The following is a 24,080-nucleotide window of genomic DNA, read 5'->3' on the forward strand; positions in this document are numbered from 1 at the left end:
GTCCGTCATGCCCCGTCCCGGTCGGGGTAGCGGTGCCCCGCCGTCCGTCGCAGCCTGGGGGCGGGGCCACCCCGGCCCCGTCCCGTACGCCCCTCACCTCCCTTCACATTCCTCGACACCCCTCGACCCCTCGTGCGTCCTCCGAAGGAGCCCATGCCCGCCGCCACCGAACCCACCTGGACCCCGCCCCCGCCCGAACCCGACCGGCCGTCGGCGCAGATCCGGCGGATCCTCCGGCTCTTCCGTCCCTACCGGGCCCGCCTGGGTCTGGTCGGACTGCTCGTCGCCGCCTCCTCGCTGGTCTCGGTCGCCTCGCCGTTCCTGCTCCGCGAGATACTCGACACCGCCATCCCGCAGGGCCGGACCGGACTGCTCAGCCTGCTCGCCCTCGGCATGATCCTCACCGCGGTGGTGACCAGCGTCTTCAATGTGCTGCAGACGCTGATCTCCACCACGGTCGGCCAGCGCGTCATGCACGATCTGCGCACCGCCGTCTACGCCCGGCTCCAGGAGATGCCCCTGGCCTTCTTCACCCGGACCCGGACCGGCGAGGTGCAGTCCCGCATCGCCAACGACATCGGCGGCATGCAGGCCACCGTGACCTCCACCGCGACCTCGCTCGTCTCCAATCTGACCTCGGTGACCGCCACGGTCGTCGCGATGCTCGCCCTGGACTGGCGGCTGACCGTCGTCTCCCTGCTTCTGCTGCCGCTGTTCGTCTGGATCAGCCGCCGGGTCGGCCGCGAGCGCAAGCGGATCGCCGCCGAGCGGCAGGGCCAGCTGGCCTCGATGGCGGCCACCGTCACCGAGTCGCTCTCCGTCAGCGGCATCCTGCTGGGCCGCACCATGGGCCGTGCCGACTCGCTCACCCGGTCCTTCGCCACCGAGTCCGAGCGGCTGGTCGATCTGGAGGTGCGCTCCTCGATGGCCGGCCGCTGGCGGCTCTCCACCATCGGCATGGTCATGTCCATCATGCCCGCCCTGCTCTACTGGGCCGCCGGGCTGGCCCTCCAGACGGGCGGCCCCGCGATATCCATCGGCACCCTGGTCGCCTTCGTCTCGCTTCAGCAGGGTCTTTTCCGGCCCACCGTCAGCCTGCTCTCCACCGGTGTCGACATCCAGAGCTCGCTCGCCCTCTTCCAGCGGGTCTTCGAGTACCTCGACCTGCCCGTGGACATCACCGAGCCGGCCGAACCGGTACGGTTGGAGAAGATCAAGGGGGAGGTCCGCTTCGAGCGGGTCGACTTCCGCTATGACGAGCGCGACGAGCGGGTGGCACCCACGCTGCACGCCATCGACCTGACCGTGCCGGCGGGTGGCAGTCTCGCCGTGGTCGGGCCCACCGGATCCGGCAAGACCACCCTCGGCCATCTGGTGCCCCGGCTCTACGACGTCACCGCGGGCCGGGTCACCATCGACGGCGTGGACGTCCGGGACCTGGACTTCGACAGCCTGGCCCGGGCGGTCGGCGTGGTCTCCCAGGAGACCTACCTCTTCCATGCCTCGGTCGCGGACAATCTCCGCTTCGCCCGGCCCGACGCCACCGAGGAGGAGATCGTGGCCGCCGCCCGTGCCGCCCAGATCCACGACCACATCGCCGGGCTGCCGGACGGGTACGACACCCTGGTCGGTGAGCGCGGCCACCGCTTCTCGGGCGGTGAGAAGCAGCGCCTCGCGATCGCCCGCACCATCCTGCGCGACCCGCCGGTACTCATCCTGGACGAGGCGACCAGCGCCCTCGACACTCACACCGAGCAGGCCGTGCAGCAGGCCATCGACGCGCTCTCGGCAGGCCGGACCACCATCACCATCGCCCACCGGCTCTCCACCATCCGGGACGCCGACGAGATCGTGGTCCTGGACGGCGGCCGCATCGTCGAGCGCGGCCGGCACGCCACCCTGCTGGAGCGGGACGGCCGGTACGCCGCCCTGGTCCGCGGCGACGCCCGGCTCGCCCCCGTACTGCCCTGACAGCGGGGGCACGGGGGCGACGGGGCTCGGGCGGGCGGGCCCCTCAGGCCGTGAGCGGCTCGCGCTGCCGCGTCCCGGGCGCCGCCAGCAGCCGGACGACCTCCCGGACCGCCGCCCGGCCCGCCCGGTTGGCGCCGACGGTGGACGCCGAGGGGCCGTACCCGACCAGGTGGATCCGCTCGTCCCGCACCACCCTGGTCCCCGCCAGCCGGATGCCGCCGCCCGGCTCCCGCAGCCGCAGCGGGGCCAGATGGGCGACCGCCGGGCGGAAGCCGGTCGCCCAGAGGATCACATCGGCGTCCACCGTGCGCCCGTCGTCCCAGGCCACCCCGGTCGGAGTGAGCCGGTCGAACATCGGCAGCCGGTCCAGCACCCCCCGCTCCCGGGCGCTCCGCACCGCGTCGGTCAGCGGCAGCCCGGTGACGCTCACCACGCTCCGGGGCGGCAGTCCGCGCCGTACCCGCTCCTCCACCAGCGCGACCGCCGCCCGGCCCGCCGCCTCGTCGAACGGCCCCTCCCGCCAGACCGGTTCCCGCCGGGTCACCCAGATGGTCTCCGCCGCCACTTCCGCGATCTCCATCAGGTGCTGGGTGCCCGACGCCCCGCCGCCCACCACGATCACCCGCAGCCCGGCGAACGGCTCCGGCCCGGGATAGCCGGCCGTGTGCAGCTGCCGCCCGCGGAAGCGTTCCTGCCCCGGGTAGCGCGGCCAGAACGGCCGGTCCCAGGTGCCGGTCGCGCTGATCAGCGCCCGGGTGGCGTACGTCCCCTCCGAGGACTCCACCAGCAGCCGCCCGGCCGGGCCCTCCCGGACCGCCGTCACCTCGACGGGCCGGTGCACCCGGAGCCCGAACTCCTCCTCGTACCGGGCGAAGTAGCCGCCGATCACCTCGGACGAGGGCCGGCCGGTGTCCGCGCCGGTCAGCTCCCTGCCGGGCAGCGCGTGCATCCCGTGCACCTTGCCGTACGTCAGCGAGGGCCAGCGGAACTGCCAGGCGCCGCCCGGGCGCGGGGCGTGGTCCAGCACCACGAAGTCCCGCTCCGGCTCCAGTCCGGCCCGGCGCAGGTGGTAGGCGGCCGACAGCCCGGCCTGCCCGGCGCCGATCACCACCACGTCCCGCTCCCGCACCGGTACGGCGTCGCCTGGCAGCACCGGGCGCGGGAGGCCGGGGCGGGGCGCCGCCACCATGTCGCTCATGCCTGCGGCCATGTCGCTCATGCCTGCGGCAACCAGCACCGGGGCCGGGATCTTCCCGCCCCCGGCGCCCCGCCCATTGCCTCCGGTGCCCGCCCGGGCCCCTGGTTCGGACGGCTGCCGCCCGCTCCCGGGCCCGGGACGGCTACCGGCCGCCCGCCACCAGCAGCGGTGCCCCGCCCGGAGCGGAGGCCGGGCGCCCGTTGGCCGCCGGGACGCCCAGCAGCGGTGCCGGGGGAGCGGCGGCCAGCAGCCCGCGCGCGGCCAGCTCGGGAGTGACGCCCTCCCCGAACCAGTACGCCTCCTCCAGATGCGGATAACCCGACAGCACGAAGTGCTCCACGCCCAGATCGTGGTACTCCTCGATCCGGTCGGCCACATCGGCGTGGCTGCCGACCAGCGCGGTGCCGGCCCCGCCCCGGACCAGCCCGACCCCGGCCCAGAGATTGGGCGAGACCTCCAGCCGGTCGCGGTCCAGGGTGCCGCCGCCGTGCAGGGCCAGCATCCGGCGCTGGCCCTCCGACTCGCTGCGGCCCAGCGCCTGCTGGGCGGCGGCGACGGTGTCCGGGTCCAGATCGGCCAGCAGCCGGTCGGCGGTGGCCCACGCCTCCCGGGCCGAGTCCCGGGAGATGGTGTGCAGCCGGATCCCGAACCGGACCTCCCGGCCCTCCCGCCCCGCGAGACCGCGGATCCAGTCGATCTTCTCCTTGACCTGCCACGGCGGTTCGCCCCAGGTCAGATAGACATCGGCGTGGGTGGCGGCCACCGGCCCGGCTGCGGCCGACGAACCGCCGAAGAAGATCTCCGGCAGCGGGTCCGGCGGCAGCGCGGTCAGCCCGCCCTCCACCTGGTAGTACTCCCCGTCGTGGTCGAAGGGGTGCCCGTCCCACGCCTTCCGCACCACCGACAGGAACTCCGCCGTGCGGGCGTACCGCCGGTCGTGGTCGAGATGGTCACCGAACCGCCGCTGCTCGGTGGCGTCGCCGCCCGTCACCACATTGAGCAGCAGCCGCCCCCGGGTGATCCGCTGGTACGTCGCCGCCATCTGCGCCGCCAGCACCGGCGACAGCACCCCGGGTCGGAACGCCACCAGGAACTTCAGCCGCTCGGTGTGCTGGGCGAGCGCCGCCGTGGTGAGCCAGGCGTCCTCGCACCAGGTGCCGGTGGGCGTCAGCACCGCCTCGAACCCCAGCCGCTCGGCGGCCTTGGCGATCTGCGCCAGATAGTCGATGTCCGGCGCCCGCACCCCGCCGGCCGGGGTGATCCGGGAGCGCTTGATCCCGCCGTCGGTGTAGGCGTGCCGGTCGACCAGGGTGCGGCCGTCGCCGCCGGTCGGCAGGAACCAGTGCAGATGAACGGTCATCGGGGGGAGTCCTTTCCATAGGTGCGTGCCGGAGTGGTCGACGGCGGCAGATTCTTGTTGAAGCGGGTGTCCACGTAGTCGGCGAAGTCGAAGCGGCGCGGAATGAGCCCCAGCCCCGCGAAGGTGTCGGCTATCTCCTGCTCCGAGGCGATCGCCGCCCGGTCGAGCGCCACCGCGATCCGGGTGCCGTGGCTGCGCCGGACGGCGGCGAGCGCCACCTCGTACGGCAGCCCGGTCTCCTTCGCCCAGACCTTCGCCCACTCCTCCGGGTGCCGGAACACCCAGTCCTGGGCCCGCCGCAGCCGCTCCACGAAGTCCCCGACGGCCCCGGCCTTCGTCCGGTCGGCCAGCGCGGCGGGCGCGGCCACCTGGAAGCTGAGTCCGTTCACCACCCCGTCGCCGGTGGTGAGGATCCGCCCCCGGCCGGACTGGAGCACCTGCGAGGTGTACGGGTCCCACACCGCCCAGGCGTCCACCTTGCCGCTGGTGAACGCGGCGAGCGCGTCGGCCGGCTGGAGCAGGGTGAGGTCCACGTCCTTCAGCGAGAGCCCGGCCTTCCGCAGCGAGGCCAGCAACTGGTAGTGGGCCGAGCTGCCCTGGGCGACGGCGACCCGCTTCCCCTTGAGGTCGGCCGTCCGCCGCAACGGCGAGTCCTCCGGCACCAGGACCGCCTCACCGGCCGCGGCGCCATGGCTGGCGGACACCACCGCGATCTTCGAGCCGGCCCCGGCCGCGAAGACCGGCGGGGTGTTGCCGACCCCGCCGATGTCGATCGCCCCGGCGTCCACCGCCTCCAGCAGCGGTGGACCGGAGGTGAAGGTGGACCAGGTGATCCGGTACGGCAGGTCGTCCAGCTCCCCGGCGGCCCGCAGCACGGCCTCCGCCCCGCCCTTCTGGTCCCCGACCCGGAGCACCGGCCGGTGGTCGTCGGCCGCGGACGAGCTGCCCGAGCAGCCGGCGGCGAACAGCAGCAGCGGCAGCAGCGCCCCCGACAGCAGACGCCGCAGCGGCGCCGGAGGTCTCAGCGACGGCCCGGGTGCCGCCGACGCCGCCTTCGCCGCCGGCACCGTCTCCGCCGTCTCCGGGATCACCGGGGTCTTCAGTTCCTTCGGGCTCTTCGGGCTCTTCGGGGTCATCGGGCGGCGGTCCTTGTCTTCTCGGGGCGGTCGCCCGGGTGCTCGTCGACGCCCAGCTCGGTCAGCAGCCGGCCGCGCAGGGCCGCGAGGCCGGGGTCGGCGGGGGAGCGGGGCCGGTCCAGGGCCACCGGTGTCTCGTACGCGATGACCCCGTCCCGCATCACCAGCGCCCGGTCCGCGAGCAGCAGCGCCTCGTCCACGTCATGGGTGACCAGCAGCACCGCGCAGCCGCGCCGCTGCCACACCTCGGCCACCAGCCGCTGTGCCCGGAGCCGGGTGAGCGCGTCCAGGGCGCCGAACGGCTCGTCCAGCAGCAACAGGTCCGGCTCGCGCACCAGGGCGCGGGCGAGTGAGGCACGCTGGGCCTCGCCGCCGGAGAGCGTCTTGGGCCAGGCGCCCGACCGGTGCCCCAACCCCACCTCCGCCAAGGCCCGTTCGGCCACCGGGCGGCCCGGCCGGCCGTCCAGCCCGAGCAGGACATTGCGCCACACCCGCTTCCAGGGCATCAGGCGGGGCGCCTGGAACGCCACGGCCCGCCGCCGGGGCACGAGGACGGTGCCCTCGATCTCCCGGTCGAGCCCCGCCAGCACCCGCAGCAGCGTGGACTTGCCGCAGCCGCTCTGCCCCAGCAGGGCGGTGAACTCGCCCGGGCGCAGCGTCAGATCGAGCCCGTCGATGACCGGCCGCCCGCCGAACGAGCGGGTCAGTCCCCGGACGCGTACGGCCGCGTCGGCCACGGTCGCGGTCACTGGCCGGTGAAGGTCGGTCGCCACTGGAGCAGCAGCCTTTCGAGAGTGCGGACGACGGCGTCGGCGAGCAGCCCCAGCAGGGCGTAGACCACCAGGCAGACCACGATCACATCGGTCCGGAAGAACTCCCGGGCCTGGTTCATCAGGAAGCCGATGCCGGCATCGGCGTTGATGGACTCCCCGAAGACCAGGGCCAGCCAGGCGGTGGCGAGCGAGTACCGCAGTCCGGTCATCGCCCCCGGAAGCGCGCCGGGCAGCACCACATGGCGGATGAGCCCCCAGCGCCCCAGCCCCAGCGACTGCCCGGCCTCGACCAGTTGGGCGTCCACGCCCCGGATCCCGGCGTAGACGTTCAGGTACAGATGGAAGGCCACCCCGAGCGCGATCAGCGCCACCTTCGGTGCCTCCCCGATGCCCAGCCAGATGATGAGGAGCGGGATCAGACCGACCCAGGGCACCGTCCGGAGCATCTGCACCGTCGCGTCGACCAGGTCCTCGCCGAGCCGGGAGAGCCCCGACACCAGGGCCAGCGCGATCCCCGCCACCCCGCCCGACAGCAGCCCCACGGCGACCCGTTGGAGCGACACGCCCATGGCCGCCGGCAGCGTCCCGTCCGCGACCAGACCGCCCGCGGCCCGGGCGATGGTGCCGGGCGAGGCCAGCACGTCCGGGTGGAGGTACCCCGTGGCGCTCAGGACCTGCCAGACGCCGAGCAGCAGCAGCGGACCCACGGTGCGGCGCGCCCACCGCGGCGGCGCGACCCGGCGGCGCCCGGCGGTCGCCGGCAGCACCGCCTCCACCTCGACACCTGCGACAACACCATCATCGGAAAGGCCGGAGACATCCGGCGGGGCATGGTCAACGGCCATGACGACTCCAGGCACCAGGAGGGGAGAGGAACCGCGCACCTCGCATCCGCCGGCGCCGGGACCACCGGTCACCACACGTCAACGACGAGACATACGCGAGAAGTTCAGCGAGAACGCCGCACGGCGCGGGACGGCGCCACGGCGGGAGAAGCGGGAGAAGCGGGAGAAAACGTCAGCGGCCGCAGGGACAGGCGGCGGAGGCCACCCGCAGCAGGTCGATGTGACCGCGCGTGGTGAGCAGGGCTGAACGTGACATGCCCGAGAACGTAGCCACCGCCCCCGGCCCGGTCAATGGCGTCTCGGCAACTGGACCGCCCGTCCCGCGAGGCGGTCCCCGCCGCACCGCCCGGATGCGCCACCATGGAGGGATGAGTGACGTCTTCACCACCCGTACGCTGCACATCACCACCGGAACCAGCGAGGTCGTGCACGACCTGACCGAGGACTGCGCCGCCTTCCTCCGCGAGGTGGCCGCCGGCCGGGACGGCCTGCTGAACGTCTTCACCCCGCACGCCACGACCGGCGTCGCGGTCCTGGAGACCGGCGCCGGCAGCGACGACGACCTGCTGGCCGCCCTGCACACCCTGCTCCCCGCCGACGACCGCTGGCAGCACCGCCACGGCTCCCCGGGCCACGGCCGCGACCACGTCCTCCCCGCCCTGGTCCCCCCGCACGCGACGCTCCCCGTCATCGACGGCCGGCTCGCCCTCGGCACCTGGCAGTCCGTCTGCGTCGTCGACACGAACCGGGACAACCCGGAGCGCAAGGTCCGGCTGAGCTTCCTGGGCTGAGCGAGACCGGCCAGGGCGTCACTACCGGAACTCCGTACCCCCGCGTGCCCGGGCTCGGGCGCCACCGACCCGATGACCCGACCGAAGCCAGGACCGTGGCTCCACGACGAGAACGGCTCCTGTGACGGCCCGTGGCCGCTGTGGTCGACTGCCTGTATGCCGGCCGCACGATGCGTGACGAGGGCAAGCTCCTCATCACCGGAGGCAGGGGCGCGGGCGAGGTCTGTGGGGCCTGGATACACTCCCCGGTATGGCCCATTCGCCCCCTCATGGTGCGGGCCCCGGGATGTGGCGGCGCGAGAGCGGCACCGAGGTGCGACAGGCCGAGGGGCTTCCGGAGCGTACGGCGGCACCCTTCGTCATCCGCGCCGCATCACAGGTTCCCCTCGAGCCCACCGGGTGGGAGCCGCACGCGCACCCCCTGCACGAACTCGTCTGGGCTGATCGGCGTCGGCTGCGGGTACGGCCTCAGTTCCGTCACCACCTTCCTGCTGCTGCGCGCCGACCCGTACAACACGCCCCGGATCTTCACCTGGCTCTCCGGTACGACCTGCGGGCGCACGCTTCCCGACATCGTGCCGGTCGCGGTGGCGCTGGCCCTCGCGCTTCCGCTGCTGCTCGGCATGCGCCGCCGACTCGGCCTGCTCGCGGTCGACGAGGACACCCCGCGCGTGGTCGGCGTCCGGCTGGAACGCACCCGCTTCACCGCGCCGGCGATCGCCGCGGTGCTCGCGGCACTCAGTGTGATCGCCGTCGGTGTCGTCGGCTTCGTGGGACTCGTCGCCCCGCACCTCGCCCGGTCGCTGGTGGGCGCCCGGCACGGCCGGGTGATCCCGGTCGCGTTGCCGCTCGGCGGACTGCTGGTCTGCGTGGCCGACGCCCTCGGCCGTACGCTCGTCGCACCGGCCCAGCTGCCGGCGGGCCTCATGATCGCCCTGGTCGGAGCGCCGTACGTCGTCTGGGTGCTCCGGCGCTCCCGCGCGTGACGCCGGGCGGCGGCACTTCCCCCGCCGGGCCGGCCCGCCACCGTCACCGGCCCGGAGTGCGCCGCCCGGCCCGCCGGCCCGGGCCGGGCGCCGCGCGGGCTGACTCGCGGCCCGGCCCGTCGTCGGCCCGACCCGGGGGCGCACCGGTGGATGGCCGCCGCCCCCGGGCCCGCGACCGCCCGCATGCTCCGGACCCTCCCCCCTTCCGCGCCGTCATGGAGACCTCCGTGCACAACCCCGCCCCCCGGCCCTTCCGGCCGTCCGTCAGGAGCGCCGGAATCCCGCCCCGTACCGCTCCCTCGACCCACTGCGCCGTCGTCCCGTTCGAGCCCGCCGCGCCGCCGGACCCGCTGAGGCGGCTGCTGCGCGACGACGTGCTGGCGCGCTGGCGCGCGGCCGACCGCTCCGTCCACGCCCCGCACCTCGTGGCCGTCCCGGCGGACGACGGCGAGCACTGGGCTGCCGCCGCGCTGGTGACGGCGCGCCCGCACACGGCCTATCTGAAGATCGTCGACGCCGTCGGTGACGTGCCGGCAGCCGTCGAAGCCGTGGTCTCCCACGCACGCCGCCTGGAGCTCGCGCAGGTCAAGTGGGAAGGGTGGACGGCCGATCCCGGGGTCGCCGCCGCCACCGGCTTCACCCCACTGACCGTGCCGCTGAACCGGGCGAACGACGCGAGCGGACCCGGCTCCGGCTATGTGCGCCGGCTGCGTGGCGGCGCGGTGGCCGAACCGCCGTACGCCGAACGGCCGTCTGCCGAACCGCCGTACGCCGAACCGCCGTACGCCGAACCGCCGTACTACGGACAGACGACGCACTTCACCTGTGGTGCCGTCACCGCCCTGGTCGCACAGGCGCACGCGGGGACGCTGCCACGGGGGTCCCTCGACCGCCCGGCGGAGCTGGCGCTGTGGCGCGAGGCGACGAACTTCCCCGCGTGCGAACCGGTCGGACTGGGTGTCGCCGTGCGCCGGGCGTGGCCGTCGTCCCCGGTGGAGGTCCATCTCGACACGGACCGGCCCGTCCTGCTCGACCACTACCCGGACGGCGAGCGGGAGTGGCGCGCCATACTCCAGCAGACCTCCCGGACGGACGCCGGACGGCTCGGTGTCCCGATCCGTCCGGGTCGCCTGTCCCTGGCCGCGGTCCGGAGCGCGATCGGCCGGCGCGAGCAGGTGCTGCTCCTGGTCTCGCTCGCCGGGATGCAGGGGTTCGACGTGCCGCACTGGGTGCTCTGCCACGGTGCCGTGCCGGGCGCCGTGCTGATCGAGGACCCCTGGGCCGAAGCCGCGGCGGGGGACACCTGGGTGGACGCCCATCTGCTGCCCGTCCCCGACTCGTCGCTCGACGCGATGTCGCTGATCTCACCGGGCCCCTTCCGCGGCGCCGTGGTCATCGGCCCGCCCCCGCGGCGCGGCTCGCCTTCTCCGGAGCCGGCCGGGGGCGGCGAGGTCCGGCAGTCCGTACCGGGGTGACCGGGCCGGGGAGGATCACCGCCGGGCCCGTCGGCAGCGGCTCATCGAGGGCGTGGGGACGCCCGATGTCCTGGGACGTCCCCACGCCCCCGTGGCGAGGGCCCCGGCGGTGACCGCGAGTGTTACGACGTGGTCAGCAGGGTGGTGCGGAACTTCCGCAGGGCCTCGTTGACGGGCTGGAAGATGGTGTACTTCTGCCCGCCGCCGCCGGAGCAGGTGGCGCTGCCCCCGCCGGAGTGCAGGCCGACCGCCTTGCCCCCGGAGGCGGTGACATAGCTGCCGCCGGAGTCGCCGCCGGCGGAACAGGCGCTGGAGAAGGACAGGCCGCCGATGACCACATTGCCGTAGTCGACGGTCTGGTTGACCTTGGTCACCTGACCGCAGCGCAGGCCGGTGGTCTGTCCGGAGCGGCAGATCGAGGTGCCGACGACGGCCTCGGCCGACCCCGTCACCGCGATGTCGCCCTGGCCCCAGCCGGCCACCTTCGGCACCAGCCGCCAGGCGGACTGGTCGACCTCCACAATGCCGAAGTCCCCCTCGCCGGAGTTGACGCTGCCGGTGCCGCCGCGATTCGACGTGCCGATACGGCTGCCGTCCTTGCCGTACGCGGCCTGGTTGGCGTCATTGGTGCAGTGCCCGGCCGTCAGGAAGGCCCGGCCGCCGCCGGAGCGGGTGACGGGGAAGCCGATCGAGCAGGCGCCCTCACTGCCGGGGACCCACTTCTGCCCGCCGACCACGTCGCCGCCCTGCTGGCGCGGTGCGCCCGCCACCTCGACCACCCGGACCAGGTCGCCCAGTTCGGCCGCGAGACGTTCGCGGAGCGCGGCCGTCGCAGCGGTGGCACGGGCCGGGTCGACGGCCACCTCGACGCGGTCGCCGGCGGTGGCGGGTCCCCAGGAAGCGACCCCGGGCACACCCCGGGCCAGTCGGCCGGCGGCGGCCGTCGCGGCGGCGAGCCGGGCGCGGTCGAGCGGCGCCCGGTGGGCGACGGCTCCGGCCCGTTCGACGGCGGCGGCGTCGGCCGTGCCGCGCACGGTGGCGTGCAGCCGGCCGTCGGCGGAGTCGAACCACAGCGCGGCGACCCGGTCTCCGACGGCGGCACGGACGGCGGCGGCGACGCGTTCCGCCCGCTGCTCGGCCGCGATGCGCTCGCGGACGCCGTCGGCGGTGAGACCGAGGTCGCGGGCCATGGCCGCCCGGACATCGGCGGGCACCGACGGCGTGGGGGCCTCCGGCGACGGCGGCGGGGTGGCGTGGGCGGAGGCGGCGGTCAGCGCGGTGAGAGTGGCGGCGGCCAGCAGACCGGAGGCCAACGACCGGGATATCGCGGGGGACATGGGGGGTCCTTTCGGCGGGAGGCGGCGACAGGCGTCACCGGCGGATGCGCGCGCTTCCCCGAGGGCGCCCGGCCCGGGGCTCACCGGATGTGCCGGACGGGTCTCGAAGGGGAAGGGCGCCAGCGTCTCGGCGCCGGGCGCCGAGCGGTAGCCGGTGAATCCCTCGCACCTCCGGCCGCGGGGCCCGCCCTCCGGGCCCCGTCCCCGGGGGCCGCGCCACCCGTGCGGCCGCCCGGCCGGACACCGTTCGGCCACGCCCGGGGAAGCCGGCGGCGGACATCCCCCGGCTGCCCTCCTGGTGTTCTCCGGGTGGTCGGGGGGATCCGGGGAATCCCTTGTTCCGACGGCGTATGGCCCCGCACCCTTGGCCCGCGCCGGTCGCACCCTTACGGTGCGCGGTGTGAACGGACCCCGGCGGCACACGCGCCCCGACCCGGCTCCACGCGAGCCGGGCGACCATGCCGTCGCGGCTCCCGGCACCCCTGTGCCGGGGACGCGTCAGGACCGCGACCACGACCGGGGCGGCTGGTCCGCACTGATCGGTCGTGCTCGTGAACTTCTGCCGGACCAGGGCCGGTTGGCGGTGCACGGGCCGTGGGGCTCGGGCAAGACCACCGTGCTCGACGAACTGGCCCGGGCGGCGGAGGGCCGCTGCCTGCGGACGCACGCCCAGGACGGCGACCAGCACCGCCCCTATGCGACGCTCGTTCAGCTCCTCGACGGCGTGGACCCCGACAGCGCACGGGAGGCCCGGGCGCTCACCCGCACGGATGCCCGGCGCGTCACCGCCCGGCTCCTCGCGCGCGGCGGGCCGGGTCTGCTGCTGATCGACGACGCCCAGTGGGTGGACGCCGCCACCGCCGACGTCCTCGCCCACTGCGTCCGCGCCCTGCCACCCGGTCGGCTGCGCGTGGTGGCCGCCGAGCGCACCGCCGCGTACCCGCGCGCCGCCGCGCGACTGCTCGGCGGCCATCCGGCCGTCGTCCCCCTGGCACCCGCCGACGCGGAGGAGACGGCGGAGCTGTTACACCAACAGGGCCTGCCCGTACGGTGGGCCGCGCCGGTGCACCGGCTGTGCGGCGGTCATCGCTCGCTGCTCGCCGCCTGCTGCCGGGCCCTGTCCACGGCGGGCGGCGGGCACTCCAGCGCGGGGGGCCATCTGCCCGGGATCCCGCGCGAAGTCACCGAGTTGGCCTCGGTGTGGCTGCACACCCTTCCCGCCGGAGTCCGGGCCACCGTGCGGGCCGCCGCCCTGGCCCACCACCCCGACACCGATCTGTTGCGGCAAGCCGGCCACGCCGAGGCCGAGGACCACCTCGACCACGCCGTCCGCGCGGGCGTCCTGGCGCCGGCCCGACCGGAGGAGCACGCGGCCGGCACCCTGCCCGTACCCGTACGCTTCACCGCCGAGGCGCTGTCCCTGGCCGCGGCCCGGACGGCGACGGCCGGCGCCCGCCGCCGCGCGCACGCGGCCTTCGCCCGCGCCGCGCGGGACCCGCTGCAGCGTGCCCGGCACCGGGCGCTGGCCCAGGACGGCACCGACCGGTCCACGGCGGAGGACACCGCCGAGGCCGCGACCACGGCGCACGAGGCGGGCGAACGCGGGCTCGCCGCCGAGCTGCTGCTGCTGGCCGCCCGCCTCACCCCCGCCGACCGGCCCGCGCCCCGGCTCGAACACCTCACCCGGGCGGCTCGGGAAGCCGCCGCCGCCGGCCGCGCCGACCTCACCCGGCACGCCGCCACCCTGATCGCCCGGGAACGAGGCAGCGACGCCCAGCGCGTGCACAGCCTGCTCGCCGTCATCGACGCCCAGGGGCAGGACCTGTCGGACGCCGAGCCCCTGCTCGACGCCGCCCGCACCGCCGCCGCCGGGGAACCCGCCCTGCTGGCCGCGACCGAACTGCGGGCCGCCGTCCAGGCCAACATCACCACCGGCGACACCGCCCGGGCCCTGCGTCACGCGACGGAAGCGGCCGCGCTGGCCCACCAGGGCGGCGACACCACCCTCCAGGCAGCCGCCCTGGCCATGACGGCCCGTATGCAACGCGTCCTCGGACAGGTGCGGGCGGCCCCGGCCACACTGTCCGCCGCCCTCGCGCTCGCCGTACCACCCACCCGCATCGGCATCCGCAACAGCCCCGAATACGTGGCCGCCCGCCACGCCGTCTTCGACGGGCGGCTCGAAGAGGCCCACCGCGCCCTGATGGACCTTCTCCCGGCGGCCCGCGCCTCCGGAGAACCGGAAGACCTGGTCGATCTCTGGCGCAGCCTCGCCGAGGTCGACGCCGGACTCGGCTCCTGCGCGCACGCCGTGGACTGGGCGTCCGACGCCCTCGCTCTCACCGCCTCCGCCGGGCTCTCTCCCGGACCCGCCCACTACACGGCCGCTCTGGCCCAGAGCCACGGCGGCTCCTTCGCGCGGGCCCTGCGCCACGCCGAACAAGGGCTCCGGGCCTCACGCGAGGAGAGCGACACCCTGCACACCACCCGCAGCCTGTGGATCCTCGGCGCCGTGCACCTGCACCGCGGTCACACCGACCTCGCCGCGACCGCACTGGCCGAGGTCGCCGTCCTCGAAGGGCGCCAGGGAGCGGCCGACCCGTCCGTGCTGCGCTGGCAGGCCGACGCGGCGGAGGCCCTCGCCGCCACGGGCCGGACCACGGCCGCGCACGCCCTGCTGGACCGGGCACACCGGCACCTGGACGACACCACCGCCGATGCCGCGCTGCGGGCCGCCCTCAGCCGCGCCCGAGCGGTCTGCCTCGACCAGGACGGCCACGCCGACGAAGCCGTCGGACTCCTGGACGAAGCCGCACAGGTCTTCGCCGCGCTGGGCCGCGCGGTGGAGGAGGGCCGTACCCGGCTGGCCCAGGGCCGCATGGAACGCCGCCGCCGAAGGGCCGCCGCCGCCCGCACCGCCTGGCAGGCCGCCCGTACCGCCTTCGCGGGCGCCGGGGCCCGGCCGTGGCTCACGCTCACCGAACACCATCTGGCGCACCTCGCCGGCCACCCCGCCGCCGCCACCGCCGCCGACGACCGGCCGGCCGACGCGCTGACCGGGAACGAACTCCGCCTCGCCTCACTGATCTGCGCCGGGGCCACGAACAGGGAAGCCGCGCAACAGATGTTCGTCTCCCCGAAGACCGTGGAGGCCACCCTCAGCCGCATCTACCGCAAGCTCCGGGTGCGCAACCGCACGCAGCTCACCTCCACGCTCGCACCCCTCCTCACGGAGGACGGCCCGCCGGGCGCCGCACCCCTCCAGGACCACGGCGCCGCGCCCGGCTGAGCACCCACCGGGACGGCTGCCGTCACCGGTGGGAGAACGGCAGTCGTCACCGGCGGGAGACGCGCTGGTCGTCACCGGTGGGCGCGCGAGGCCCGTCTCCGGACGGGGGCGGCGGCCGCCTGGCGCAGATGGAGCGCGCGCAGGGCGGCCTCGGTCGCGAAACAGTGGTCGGGGTCGGTGAGTTGGGTGCCGAATGTCGCGTCCAGGCTCCGCATGCGGTAGCGGACGGTCTGCGGGTGAATGTGCAGGACCTCGCCGATCTGCGCGGCGGTGCCCCGGGTGGCTAGCCATACGCGCAGGGTCTCGATGAGGCGGGCGCGGCGGGTCGCCGGCTGGCCGTCCAGCGGGGCGAGTTCGCGCCGGGCGAGCTGCTCGACCAGGGCGGGATCGCTCTCCAGCCAGAGTGTGACCAGATGGTCGTCGCAGTACACGACCGGGCCGTCACGGACGATTCCGGCCTCGGCCAGGGTCAGACACTGGCGGGCCCAGCGCATCGAGTCGGCCGCCGCCGCGAGCGGAACGGTCGGGCCGACGGCGGCCAGGGTGCCGGACAGGGCGTGTACGAGGGACTCCCGGCGCACCGCGTCGAGCGGGCCGGGCAGCAGCAGGACGGGCTGCGGGTCGGTGAGGTCGACCAGGACGTCGGGGGCCAGGGCGGTGCGCGCCGGGCGTGCGTCCGGGGAGAGGGCGACGAGGCTGACCTCCTCGGGGAGCCGCCAGCCCGCGCGCTCGGCGAGCTCCCCGATCGAGGCGAACGCGGTGTTCCCCGAGGCGATGAGCCGCAGTATCCGGCGCCGCTGCCCGTCCTGGTCGGCCTGAGTGGTGCCGCTGCCCTCCATGTAGCCCTCGATCGCCAGTCCTTCGAGCTGGTTGATGTAGGCGAAGAGGGTGTCGGCGAACGAGAGCATGAACACCGGTGAGAGGTCGTAGTGCCTGCCGACCTTTCTGGCGCGGCGCAGGGCGAGTTGGGCTCCCACCCGGCAGGTTCCGCGCAGCGCGTCGAGCGAGTAGCCCTCCTCGGCGCTCGTCCGGCCGAGCTGGCGGAACATCTCGTCGCGCAGTGGCGAGGGCAGCGAGGGGTGGGCCACCTGATCGACGAAAATGGTCAGACTCTGCTCGATCGCCGCGTGGACGTACGTGCCCTGCGGGCCGGTGAAGGCCGGTACGAACTCCGGGTAGGTGCGGGTGACTTCGTCCTTGATCTCCTGGAGGAGACCGGGAAGCTCCGGCCTCATGATCGCGGCGAACTCCCTGGGTACGGGCTCCAGCGGATCGGAGACGGCTGAGGGGGGCGAGGAGTCGGGCATGGTGCTGTCCCTTTCTGGCCGGCGGTGTCGGGGCCCGCCGGAAGACGCGGAACTCTATCGGTCCGGCCGGCACTCCTGAGGGCGGGGAATCCCCCGCCTCCGAAGGTGGGGAAATCCCTGATGCCTTGCGGGGGTGACCGCAGTGGTGGGGGTGGCGCGCTGCCGCTCCGTGGAGATGTGCCGACGGACAGTACAGGAAAGATAGACCAGGTGTACTCCGGGGGCACCGTTTCGGCCGGGGATTTTGTGAGCGCCGTGAGCACTTCGGGAAAAGCCGCAGGTGAAAGGCGATCACCGCAGGTCGGTCATCGGTAATGGGCGTCGCGTCTCCCGTGCCGTGCTCAATCGCTTATGAATGAGGGGGATCCGGTTTGTCGCATGTGGTCAATTCCGCGCAGGATCGGGTGTCCGGCGGCCGGGGAATCGTCCGGGTGTTCCCCTGCCGGATTCCCGGCGGAGCCTTACCGGGCGGTAAGAACGGCTGGGCTGCATCGCTCGGCCATTGGTCCACACCTGGAGGCCAGGGCGGTCCGGCGGCTGATGAGGCGGCGCGCGAAGCGTCGTGTGACAAATTGTGAAGGCCGTTCTGTCATTCCGGTGACAGGCTTTCGCCTCGGTGTTTCCGGCTACCGGTTCGGTGTGTTCTCCGTATTGCGGCGCGAGGCTACTCGCACGTAATGTCGCGGCCGTTCGGGCGTCGTCGGTGAACGGTCCGACACCGCATCGGGTCAGGAGTGGGGTAATGAAGGCTGCATCCGTTTCGCGTGCCGTGACAAAGGGCGTCGCGCTGGGTGCTCTCGTGCTCGCCACGTCCCTGTCGCCCATGTCGGCATCTGCCACGAAGGGGCGGGAGCAGGTCATCGCGGCGGATTATTCCTGCGCCGCCGTGAATGGTGCCGTGAGTGACCGCCGGGTGCGGGTGGAAGTCGTCTTCGGCGGCCGGTTCCCGGACCGGGGGCGGGCCGGATCGGCCGTGCGCGTGGCGGACTTCACCATACGCCCGGGGCTGACGCGTGCGGCCGTGCGGGAACTGCTGCCGGCCGGCACCGCGGTCGTGTCCGGCACGGCGCGGCTCGCGGCGGACATCGCGCTCGACGGCCGGGGAGTCCGGGCCGACTGGTCCGGACTCGTCGCCGCACGGACCGCCCCGGACGCCGGCGGCGGCCTGGCCCCGGTCTTCACCGGCGCGGTGCCGGAGACGACCGCCACCCGGGCAGGCCGACTCACCGTCACCGGGGGCGAGTTGTCCCTGACACTGTGGACCGGACCGGCGGAGCCGCCCGGGCCGGCCGAGCCGACCGAGCCGACCGGACCGAGCGGACCGGCAGGGCAGGCGGGGCCGGGTGGCGCGACGGCGCCCGGAGTCCCGGCCGGGCCGGGGGCGCGCGCGCGGTCCCTGGCGGGCGCCCCCGTCGAGGTGCGGTGCGGACCGCTGCGGCCACCGGGGCCGCGTCTCGTCTCCTGGGAGGTCACCGCGTCCAGCGGGACACCGTCCGGATCCCCCACGGCCGGGGCCGGGGTCCCCGGCAGCGGCGACACACCGCCCGATCCGCTGAGTTCGTCCGGAACCGGTCCCGCGGGTCCGGACACACCCGCCGGCGAGCCACCGGTCCGCACCGCGCGGGCGCCCCGGGGGCAGGCACCCGTCTGCCCCACGGACCGGCCCAGGGGTGAGCTCGACCCGGCGCGGCTGCCGAAGCCCCCGCCGGGGGCCGTCGAAGGCAGCATCGGCGGCTCACTGTGCACCGTCGCCGTGGGGTATGCCACCGTGCGCAAGCAGAACGCCGCGATGATCGTCAACGACCCCCGGCGGACACCGGGGCTGATGCACCTCGACCTCGGCCGCCGCACCGTGAGCAGCGCCGACGGCGGCTACACCGAGTCGGACTCCCTCGGTGTCCTGCACCTGCCCGACGCCGACTCCACCTTTCTCACCTTCGGCTTCCAGCCCGTGTCCGCCAGGGTCACCTTCGAACCGGGCCCGGTGACCGTCGTCAATGTCCTCCGCGACGGCGAGCAGTCCACCACCGTGGGCTACTGGCAGCATCTGCGTATCCACCATGTGCGTCTCAACGGCGTGCCGCTGGACGTGGGTTCACACTGCCGTACCGCACGCAGGATCGACACCAGACTCTCGGGCGCGTACCCCTTCATCACCGGTGGGCTGCTGACCGGGCAGATCACCGTCCCGCCGTTCACCGGCTGCCGCTCGGCCTCGGGCGAGGACCTCTCGCGGCTGTTCACCGCCGCCATCTCGGGTCCCGGCAACGCCCTGCGCATCCAGCAGGGCGGCCTCGCGGGAGGAGGCGCGTCGCCCCCCGTGCCGCCGCTGCCCGGCCGGTGACCGGAAGCCGGTGCCGGAGGCACGGCCGACGGAACCGGAAGAGAGCCGAATCAGGAGAGCAGATGGGAATCGAAGTGGTCGTCGAAGGGCTCACCAAGGCCTTCGGCCGGCAGACGATCTGGCAGGACGTGACGCTCACTCTGCCGCCGGGCGAGATCAGCGTCATGCTCGGTCCTTCCGGGACGGGCAAGACCGTCTTCCTCAAGGCCGTCGTGGGTCTGCTCCGCCCCGACCGGGGCCGGGTCCTGGTGAACGGCGTCGACATGGCGAACAGCCCCGAACGCGACATCTTCGAGGCCCGCAAGCTGTTCGGGCTGCTCTTCCAGGACGGCGCGCTGTTCGGCTCGATGAGCCTCTTCGACAACATCGCCTTCCCGCTGCGGGAGCACACCAAGAAGAAGGAATCGGAGATACGGCGCATCGTCATGGAGCGCATCGAACTCGTCGGACTGGTCGGCGCGGAGCGCAAGCTGCCCGGTGAGATCTCCGGCGGCATGCGCAAGCGGGCCGGACTGGCACGCGCGCTCGTGCTCGACCCGCAGATCATCCTCTGCGACGAGCCGGACTCGGGGCTCGACCCGGTGCGCACCACGTTCCTCTCGCAGCTGCTCGTCGACCTCAACGCCGAACTCGACGCGACCATCCTGATCGTCACGCACAACCTGGAGATCGCCAGGACCGTGCCCGACAACATGGGGATGCTCTTCCTGCGCCGCCTGGTCACCTTCGGCCCCCGGGAGGTGCTGCTCACCAGCGACGAGCCGGTCGTGGAGCAGTTCCTGGGCGGGCGCATGGCCGGGCCGATCGGCATGTCCGAGGAGAAGGACCAGGCCGCCCTCGACCGGGAGGCCCTGGCGGGCCCGGTCCCCGAGCGCGCCGGGACCCGCGAGGTCGTCCCGCAGATGCGGCCCAGCGCCGGGCTGCCCGAGCGCCGGGCTGTGCGGCGCCGGCGGGAGCGCGTACGGGAGTTGCTCCACACCCTGCCGCCCGCGGCCCGCGCCGCCGTCGAGGCCGACCTGCGGCACGGTGACCGGGACACCGCGGCGTACACCGTCCCGGACGGTCCGGCGGGCGGGGGGACCACCGGCCCCGCGCCCGACCCGGCCCGCGTGGACACCCGGCCCGAGGCCCCCACCCTTCTGCTGCCCCGGTTCGGAAGGCGGCGGTCATGAGCGCGCCCACCGAACCCCGCACCGCGCCCGGCCCGCGCACCCCGCCCGGGCCCCGCACCGCGGCCGAACCGCCCCCGCCCCGGCCGCCGCTGAAGGCGCTCGAACCCCTCCGGGAGACCGGCCGGCTGTTCGCCCTCGGCGCCCGGGTGCTGCGACTGATGGGCAAACGCCCGTACCATTTGCGGGAGTTCGTGGAGCAGTTCTGGTTCATCGCCAGTGTCACCATCCTGCCCGCGATGCTGGTGACGATCCCCTTCGGCGCCGTCATCGCCCTCCAGGTCGGCTCGCTGCTCCAGCAGTTCGGCGCCCAGTCGTTCACCGGCGGTGCCAGTGTGCTGGTCATCATCCAGCAGGCGAGCCCGCTGATCGTCTCGCTGCTCATCTCCGGTGTCGCCGGCTCCGCGATCTGCGCGGACCTCGGCGCGCGCACCATCCGCGAGGAACTCCAGGCCATGGAGATCATGGGCGTCTCGCCCGTGCACCGGCTGGTGGTGCCCCGGGTGCTCGCCGTCACCGCCGTCGGCGTCCTGCTCAACGGACTCGTCTCGGTCGTCGGCACGGCGGGCGGCTACTTCTTCAACGTGATCATGCAGGACGGCACCCCGGGCGCGCATGTCGCGAGCTTCTCCGCGCTCGCCCAGCTCCCCGACCTGGTCATCAGCGAGATCAAGGCCCTGATCTTCGGCTTCATCGCCGGCGTCGTCGCCGCCCACCGCGGCCTCAACCCCCGGGGCGGACCCAAGGGCGTGGGCGACGCGGTGAACCAGTCGGTCGTCTTCACCTTCCTCATCCTGTTCTTCGTCAACATGGTGCTGACCGCCCTGTATCTGCGCCTCGTGCCGGCGAAGGGGCTCTGAGCCATGGCCCTGACCGAACGCCTGGCCCCCGGCCGCCTGTTCACCTGGCTGGACCGGGCCGGTGACGAGTTCACCTTCTATCTCCGCGCACTGCTGTGGGTCCCCCGGGCCGTGCGCCGCTATCCCAGGGAGATCCAGCGGCTGCTCTCCGAGGTCGCCCTCGGGTCGGGCGGACTGAGTGTCATCGGCGGCACCGTGGGCGTGATGATCGGCATCACCGTCTTCACCGGCACCGTCGTCGGCCTCCAGGGGTACGCGGCCCTCAGCCAGATCGGCACCGACGCCTTCACGGGCTTCGTCTCCGCCTACTTCAACACCCGGGAGATCGCCCCGCTGGTGGCCGCGCTGTCCCTGTCGACCACGGTCGGCGCCGGTTTCACCGCACAGCTCGGCGCGATGCGCGTCAACGAGGAGGTCGACGCGCTGGAGTCCATGGGCATCCGCGCCGTCCCCTACCTCGTCTCCACCCGTATCGTCGCCGCCACCGTGGCGATCGTGCCGCTGTACGGCATCGGCCTGCTCGGCTCCTACCTCGCCTCGCGCCTGGTCACCGTGGCGTTCAACAACCAGTCCACCGGCACCTACGACCACTACTTCGCGCTGTTCCTGGTGCCGACCGACGTCCTCCTCTCCTTCCTGAAGATCGTCATCTTCTCGGTGCTCGTCATCATGGCCCACTGCTACTACGGCTTCCGCGCCGCCGGCGGACCCGCCGGGGTGGGACTCGCCGTCGGCCGGTCGGTGCGCACCGCGATCGTGCTGATCAGTGTGACCGACTTCTTCCTCAGTCTGGCCCTGTGGGGCGCCACCACCACGGTGAAGGTGGCCGGATGAACCCGCCCGTCACAACCCCGCCGCACCCCGCGCCGCCGGCTCCGCCGGTCCCGCCGGCCTTGCGCACGCGGCCGTCGGAGGCCGGTGTCCGGGTGCGCCGCCGACTGGCCGGGGCGCTCTACCTGATCCTTCCGGCGGCCCTGATCTGGCTGTCCCTCGCCGTCTACCACCGCGACTTCGAGCGCAGCGACCGCGTCGTCGTGGAGAGCGGCACGGCCGGCAATGAGATGCACCCGCAGGCCGACGTCAAGCTGCGCGGTGTCGTGGTGGGGCGCGTCGAGCGGATCGACACCCGGGGCTCCGGGGCCCGCCTGACCCTCGCCCTGCGGCCGGGCGTCATCCGGCGCATCCCCTCCGACGTCACGGCGCAACTGCTGCCCACCACCCTGTTCGGACAGCGGTACGTGGCCCTGGTGCCGCCGGCCCGTCCGTCCGCCCGGCCGCTGCGGCCGGGAGCGGTCATCCCGCCCGACCGCAGCCGCAACGCGGTGGAACTGCAGCAGGCGCTGAACAACCTGCTGCCGCTGCTGACGGCCGTCCGGCCCGACCGGCTCTCCGCGACCCTGACCGCCGTCTCGCAGGCCCTGGACGGCCGCGGCACCCAGCTCGGCGCGACGCTCACCCGGCTCGACGGATACCTGCGCCGGCTCAACCCGGAACTGCCGCACCTGAACGCCGACCTCAAGGAGTTCGTGAAGGTCAGCAGGTCGTACTCCGCCTCCCTGCCCGGCGTCGTCGACGCCCTGTACGACGCGACCACCACCAGCGCCACCCTCGCGGACGAACGGCGGCGGCTCTCCGCCCTCACCACCTCGGTGACCGCCTCGTCGCAGACCCTGACCACCTGGCTGCGGCGGAACCAGGCCAACCTGATCCGGCTCACCGCCACCGGCCGGCCCACCCTGGAACTCCTGAGCCGGTACGCCCCGGAGTTCCCCTGCACCCTCAAGACCCTGGCCGACTTCGTGCCGGTGATGGACCGGGCGCTGGGCAAGGGCACCGGCCGGCCCGGTCTGCACGTCGAGGTGACGGTCGTCCACGGCCGTGGCGCCTACCGGCCCGGCACCGACACCCCGCGCTACGACGCCCGGGGCGGCCCGGCCTGCTACCCCGTGCCGTACAGCGGGGGTGGTACGCCCCCGAGCGCCGCGCCGGCGGTCACCACCCTGCGGGACGGCCTCGGCACCCCCAACTCGCCCCAGGAGAACACCCTTGTGAACGAACTCCTCGGGGCAGGGACCTCGCGCGAGGCCGCCCTGCCCGACTGGTCCAGCCTGCTCGCCGGCCCCGTGCTGCGCGGCACGGAGGTGAGGCTCAAGTGAACCGGGCCCGTCTGACCGGACCGCTCGTCAAGTCGGCGCTCTTCGTCCTCGTCACGGTCCTCGCCACCGGCACCCTCGCCGTCAGCGTCAGCAACTCCGGCGTGGGCCCTGGCGACACCTACAAGGCGTGGTTCACCGACGCCACCGGACTCGTCGCCGGTGACTCGGTGCGCGTCGCCGGGGTCGCGGTGGGACAGGTCGACTCGATCGAGATCGTCCAGCACCGGTACGCCCAGGTCGAGTTCCACGTCGAACGGGGCCGCACGCTGCCCGGCACCACCACCGCCGCCATCAAGTACCTCAGCATGATGGGGCAGCGGTACGTCTCCCTGGACCGCGCCGCCGGCACCGGCGGCCCGGCGCTGAGCCCCGGCGCGACCATCCCGCTGCGGCGCACCCGGCCGGCCGTGGACATCACCCAGCTGTTCAACGGATTCCAGCCGCTGTTCCGGGGACTGTCCCCGTCCGACACCAACAAGCTCGCCGCCTCCGTCGTCCAGGTGCTCCAGGGCGAAGGGCCCACCGTTGAGAGCCTGGTGAGCACGATCGGGTCGCTCGCCGGCACCCTGGCCGCCAAGGACACCGTCATCGGCCAGGTCATCGACAACCTCAACGCCGTGCTGAACACCGTCACTTCGCACGAGACCGGCTTCACCGACCTGGTCGACACCCTCGACCAGCTCGTCGCCGGACTCGCCCAGGACCGCGAACCCATCGGGGACGCCGTCAGCGGCCTGGCCGCGCTGACCACCAGTACCACCGCCCTGCTCCACGAGGGCCGCGCGCCGCTCAAGCAGAGCATCGACCAGCTCGGCCGCGTCTCCGCCAACCTCGCCGACAACGCGCCGGTCGTCGAGCGCTTCCTCCGGCGCACCCCGGGCAAGCTGGACGCCCTCACCCGGCTCGTGTCCTACGGATCGTGGCTCAACCTCTATCTGTGCGAGGCCCGTGTCACCGGCGTGGCCACCGACGACGGCAGCAGGCCCCCGACCGGCCTCGCCCTCAAGGACCAGAGGTGTCTGCGATGAGCACGCACCGGAGCCGGAAGCACCGGGAAGGCCCGGAGGACCGGAGAAACCGGGG

General features: G+C 74.1%; 17 protein-coding genes and 1 pseudogene. 11 read left to right on the top strand and 7 right to left on the bottom strand.

Translation table 11 applies throughout. The features are described from left to right. The first annotated feature begins 153 nt into the window (after window positions 1-153). Window positions 154-1,971 (top strand): ABC transporter ATP-binding protein, encoded by a 1,818-nt coding sequence (locus NX801_RS08550; protein ID WP_258786596.1) that lies wholly within the window; start codon window positions 154-156, stop codon window positions 1,969-1,971. A 43-nt stretch (window positions 1,972-2,014) separates the two neighbouring features. Here the strand turns inward: NX801_RS08550 and NX801_RS08555 are convergent, their stop codons facing one another. The 5 genes from NX801_RS08555 to NX801_RS08575 all read right to left on the bottom strand — a co-directional run bounded on the left by NX801_RS08555 (window position 2,015) and on the right by NX801_RS08575 (window position 7,283). Next, window positions 2,015-3,100: an NAD(P)/FAD-dependent oxidoreductase gene (locus NX801_RS08555; protein WP_258786736.1), complete on the bottom strand. Its 1,086-nt coding sequence runs from the start codon at window positions 3,098-3,100 to the stop codon at window positions 2,015-2,017. 211 nt (window positions 3,101-3,311) lie between these two features. Continuing rightward, window positions 3,312-4,529: an LLM class flavin-dependent oxidoreductase gene (locus NX801_RS08560; RefSeq protein WP_258786598.1), complete on the bottom strand. Its 1,218-nt coding sequence runs from the start codon at window positions 4,527-4,529 to the stop codon at window positions 3,312-3,314. After that, window positions 4,526-5,536, bottom strand: coding sequence for an ABC transporter substrate-binding protein (locus NX801_RS08565; RefSeq protein WP_428986104.1), 1,011 nt, complete (start codon window positions 5,534-5,536; stop codon window positions 4,526-4,528). Before NX801_RS08565 ends, NX801_RS08560 begins: the two co-directional genes overlap by 4 nt. Window positions 5,537-5,661: 125 nt before the next feature. After that, window positions 5,662-6,438: an ABC transporter ATP-binding protein gene (locus NX801_RS08570; RefSeq protein WP_428986102.1), complete on the bottom strand. Its 777-nt coding sequence runs from the start codon at window positions 6,436-6,438 to the stop codon at window positions 5,662-5,664. Further along, complete coding sequence (locus NX801_RS08575; protein ID WP_258786601.1) at window positions 6,411-7,283, bottom strand: ABC transporter permease; 873 nt, start codon at window positions 7,281-7,283, stop codon at window positions 6,411-6,413. The genes NX801_RS08570 and NX801_RS08575 overlap by 28 nt, the downstream gene beginning before the upstream one ends. Window positions 7,284-7,651: 368 nt before the next feature. Here NX801_RS08575 and NX801_RS08580 point away from each other — a divergent pair, with 368 nt between their 5' ends. The 3 genes and pseudogenes from NX801_RS08580 to NX801_RS08590 all read left to right on the top strand — a co-directional run bounded on the left by NX801_RS08580 (window position 7,652) and on the right by NX801_RS08590 (window position 10,535). Next, window positions 7,652-8,074, top strand: coding sequence for a YjbQ family protein (locus NX801_RS08580; RefSeq protein WP_258786602.1), 423 nt, complete (start codon window positions 7,652-7,654; stop codon window positions 8,072-8,074). Window positions 8,075-8,514: 440 nt separating this feature from the next. Next, window positions 8,515-9,060, top strand: a pseudogene (locus NX801_RS08585) (iron chelate uptake ABC transporter family permease subunit); the annotation flags it as partial. 278 nt (window positions 9,061-9,338) lie between these two features. After that, window positions 9,339-10,535, top strand: coding sequence for a peptidase C39 family protein (locus NX801_RS08590; protein WP_428986105.1), 1,197 nt, complete (start codon window positions 9,339-9,341; stop codon window positions 10,533-10,535). Window positions 10,536-10,657: 122 nt separating this feature from the next. Here NX801_RS08590 and NX801_RS08595 read toward each other — a convergent pair whose 3' ends face one another. Next, window positions 10,658-11,872 carry a S1 family peptidase gene (locus tag NX801_RS08595; RefSeq protein WP_258786604.1) on the bottom strand — a complete coding sequence of 405 codons (1,215 nt, stop codon included), beginning with the start codon at window positions 11,870-11,872 and terminating at the stop codon, window positions 10,658-10,660. Between the two features lie 400 nt (window positions 11,873-12,272). Between NX801_RS08595 and NX801_RS08600 the strand changes: the two genes are divergently transcribed. Continuing rightward, window positions 12,273-15,161 (top strand): helix-turn-helix transcriptional regulator, encoded by a 2,889-nt coding sequence (locus NX801_RS08600; RefSeq protein WP_258786605.1) that lies wholly within the window; start codon window positions 12,273-12,275, stop codon window positions 15,159-15,161. Between the two features lie 71 nt (window positions 15,162-15,232). On the opposite strand, the gene NX801_RS08605 is transcribed toward NX801_RS08600, so the two are convergent. Beyond that, window positions 15,233-16,468, bottom strand: a complete 1,236-nt coding sequence (locus tag NX801_RS08605; RefSeq protein WP_258786606.1) for a PucR-like N-terminal domain-containing protein — start codon at window positions 16,466-16,468, stop codon at window positions 15,233-15,235. A gap of 823 nt (window positions 16,469-17,291) precedes the next feature. Between NX801_RS08605 and NX801_RS08610 the strand changes: the two genes are divergently transcribed. The 6 genes from NX801_RS08610 to NX801_RS08635 all read left to right on the top strand — a co-directional run bounded on the left by NX801_RS08610 (window position 17,292) and on the right by NX801_RS08635 (window position 24,025). Continuing rightward, a complete protein-coding gene (locus tag NX801_RS08610) occupies window positions 17,292-18,812 on the top strand; it encodes a DUF6801 domain-containing protein (protein WP_258786607.1) in 1,521 nt (506 codons plus the stop codon). Between the two features lie 62 nt (window positions 18,813-18,874). Continuing rightward, window positions 18,875-19,984 (top strand): ABC transporter ATP-binding protein, encoded by a 1,110-nt coding sequence (locus NX801_RS08615; protein WP_258786608.1) that lies wholly within the window; start codon window positions 18,875-18,877, stop codon window positions 19,982-19,984. Then, window positions 19,981-20,841 (top strand): MlaE family ABC transporter permease, encoded by an 861-nt coding sequence (locus NX801_RS08620; RefSeq protein WP_258786609.1) that lies wholly within the window; start codon window positions 19,981-19,983, stop codon window positions 20,839-20,841. Before NX801_RS08615 ends, NX801_RS08620 begins: the two co-directional genes overlap by 4 nt. Window positions 20,842-20,844: 3 nt before the next feature. After that, window positions 20,845-21,675, top strand: a complete 831-nt coding sequence (locus NX801_RS08625; RefSeq protein WP_258786610.1) for an MlaE family ABC transporter permease — start codon at window positions 20,845-20,847, stop codon at window positions 21,673-21,675. A gap of 92 nt (window positions 21,676-21,767) precedes the next feature. Further along, window positions 21,768-22,997 (top strand): MCE family protein, encoded by a 1,230-nt coding sequence (locus NX801_RS08630; RefSeq protein ID WP_258786611.1) that lies wholly within the window; start codon window positions 21,768-21,770, stop codon window positions 22,995-22,997. Then, window positions 22,994-24,025 (top strand): MCE family protein, encoded by a 1,032-nt coding sequence (locus NX801_RS08635; protein WP_258786612.1) that lies wholly within the window; start codon window positions 22,994-22,996, stop codon window positions 24,023-24,025. Before NX801_RS08630 ends, NX801_RS08635 begins: the two co-directional genes overlap by 4 nt. Window positions 24,026-24,080: the final 55 nt, after the last annotated feature.

Source organism: Streptomyces pyxinae, assembly GCF_024756275.1.
Taxonomy (GTDB): domain Bacteria; phylum Actinomycetota; class Actinomycetes; order Streptomycetales; family Streptomycetaceae; genus Streptomyces; species Streptomyces pyxinae.

Excerpts from the sequence above, each read along its gene's own strand:
- NX801_RS08595 (WP_258786604.1), bottom strand. The coding sequence starts at position 11,872 with ATGTCCCCCGCGATATCCCGGTCGTTGGCCTCCGGTCTGCTGGCCGCC.
- NX801_RS08550 (WP_258786596.1), top strand. The coding sequence starts at position 154 with ATGCCCGCCGCCACCGAACCCACCTGGACCCCGCCCCCGCCCGAACCC.
- NX801_RS08575 (WP_258786601.1), bottom strand. The coding sequence starts at position 7,283 with ATGGCCGTTGACCATGCCCCGCCGGATGTCTCCGGCCTTTCCGATGAT.
- NX801_RS08625 (WP_258786610.1), top strand. The coding sequence starts at position 20,845 with ATGGCCCTGACCGAACGCCTGGCCCCCGGCCGCCTGTTCACCTGGCTG.
- NX801_RS08610 (WP_258786607.1), top strand. The coding sequence starts at position 17,292 with ATGTCGGCATCTGCCACGAAGGGGCGGGAGCAGGTCATCGCGGCGGAT.
- NX801_RS08560 (WP_258786598.1), bottom strand. The coding sequence starts at position 4,529 with ATGACCGTTCATCTGCACTGGTTCCTGCCGACCGGCGGCGACGGCCGC.
- NX801_RS08615 (WP_258786608.1), top strand. The coding sequence starts at position 18,875 with ATGGGAATCGAAGTGGTCGTCGAAGGGCTCACCAAGGCCTTCGGCCGG.
- NX801_RS08605 (WP_258786606.1), bottom strand. The coding sequence starts at position 16,468 with ATGCCCGACTCCTCGCCCCCCTCAGCCGTCTCCGATCCGCTGGAGCCC.
- NX801_RS08620 (WP_258786609.1), top strand. The coding sequence starts at position 19,981 with ATGAGCGCGCCCACCGAACCCCGCACCGCGCCCGGCCCGCGCACCCCG.
- NX801_RS08580 (WP_258786602.1), top strand. The coding sequence starts at position 7,652 with ATGAGTGACGTCTTCACCACCCGTACGCTGCACATCACCACCGGAACC.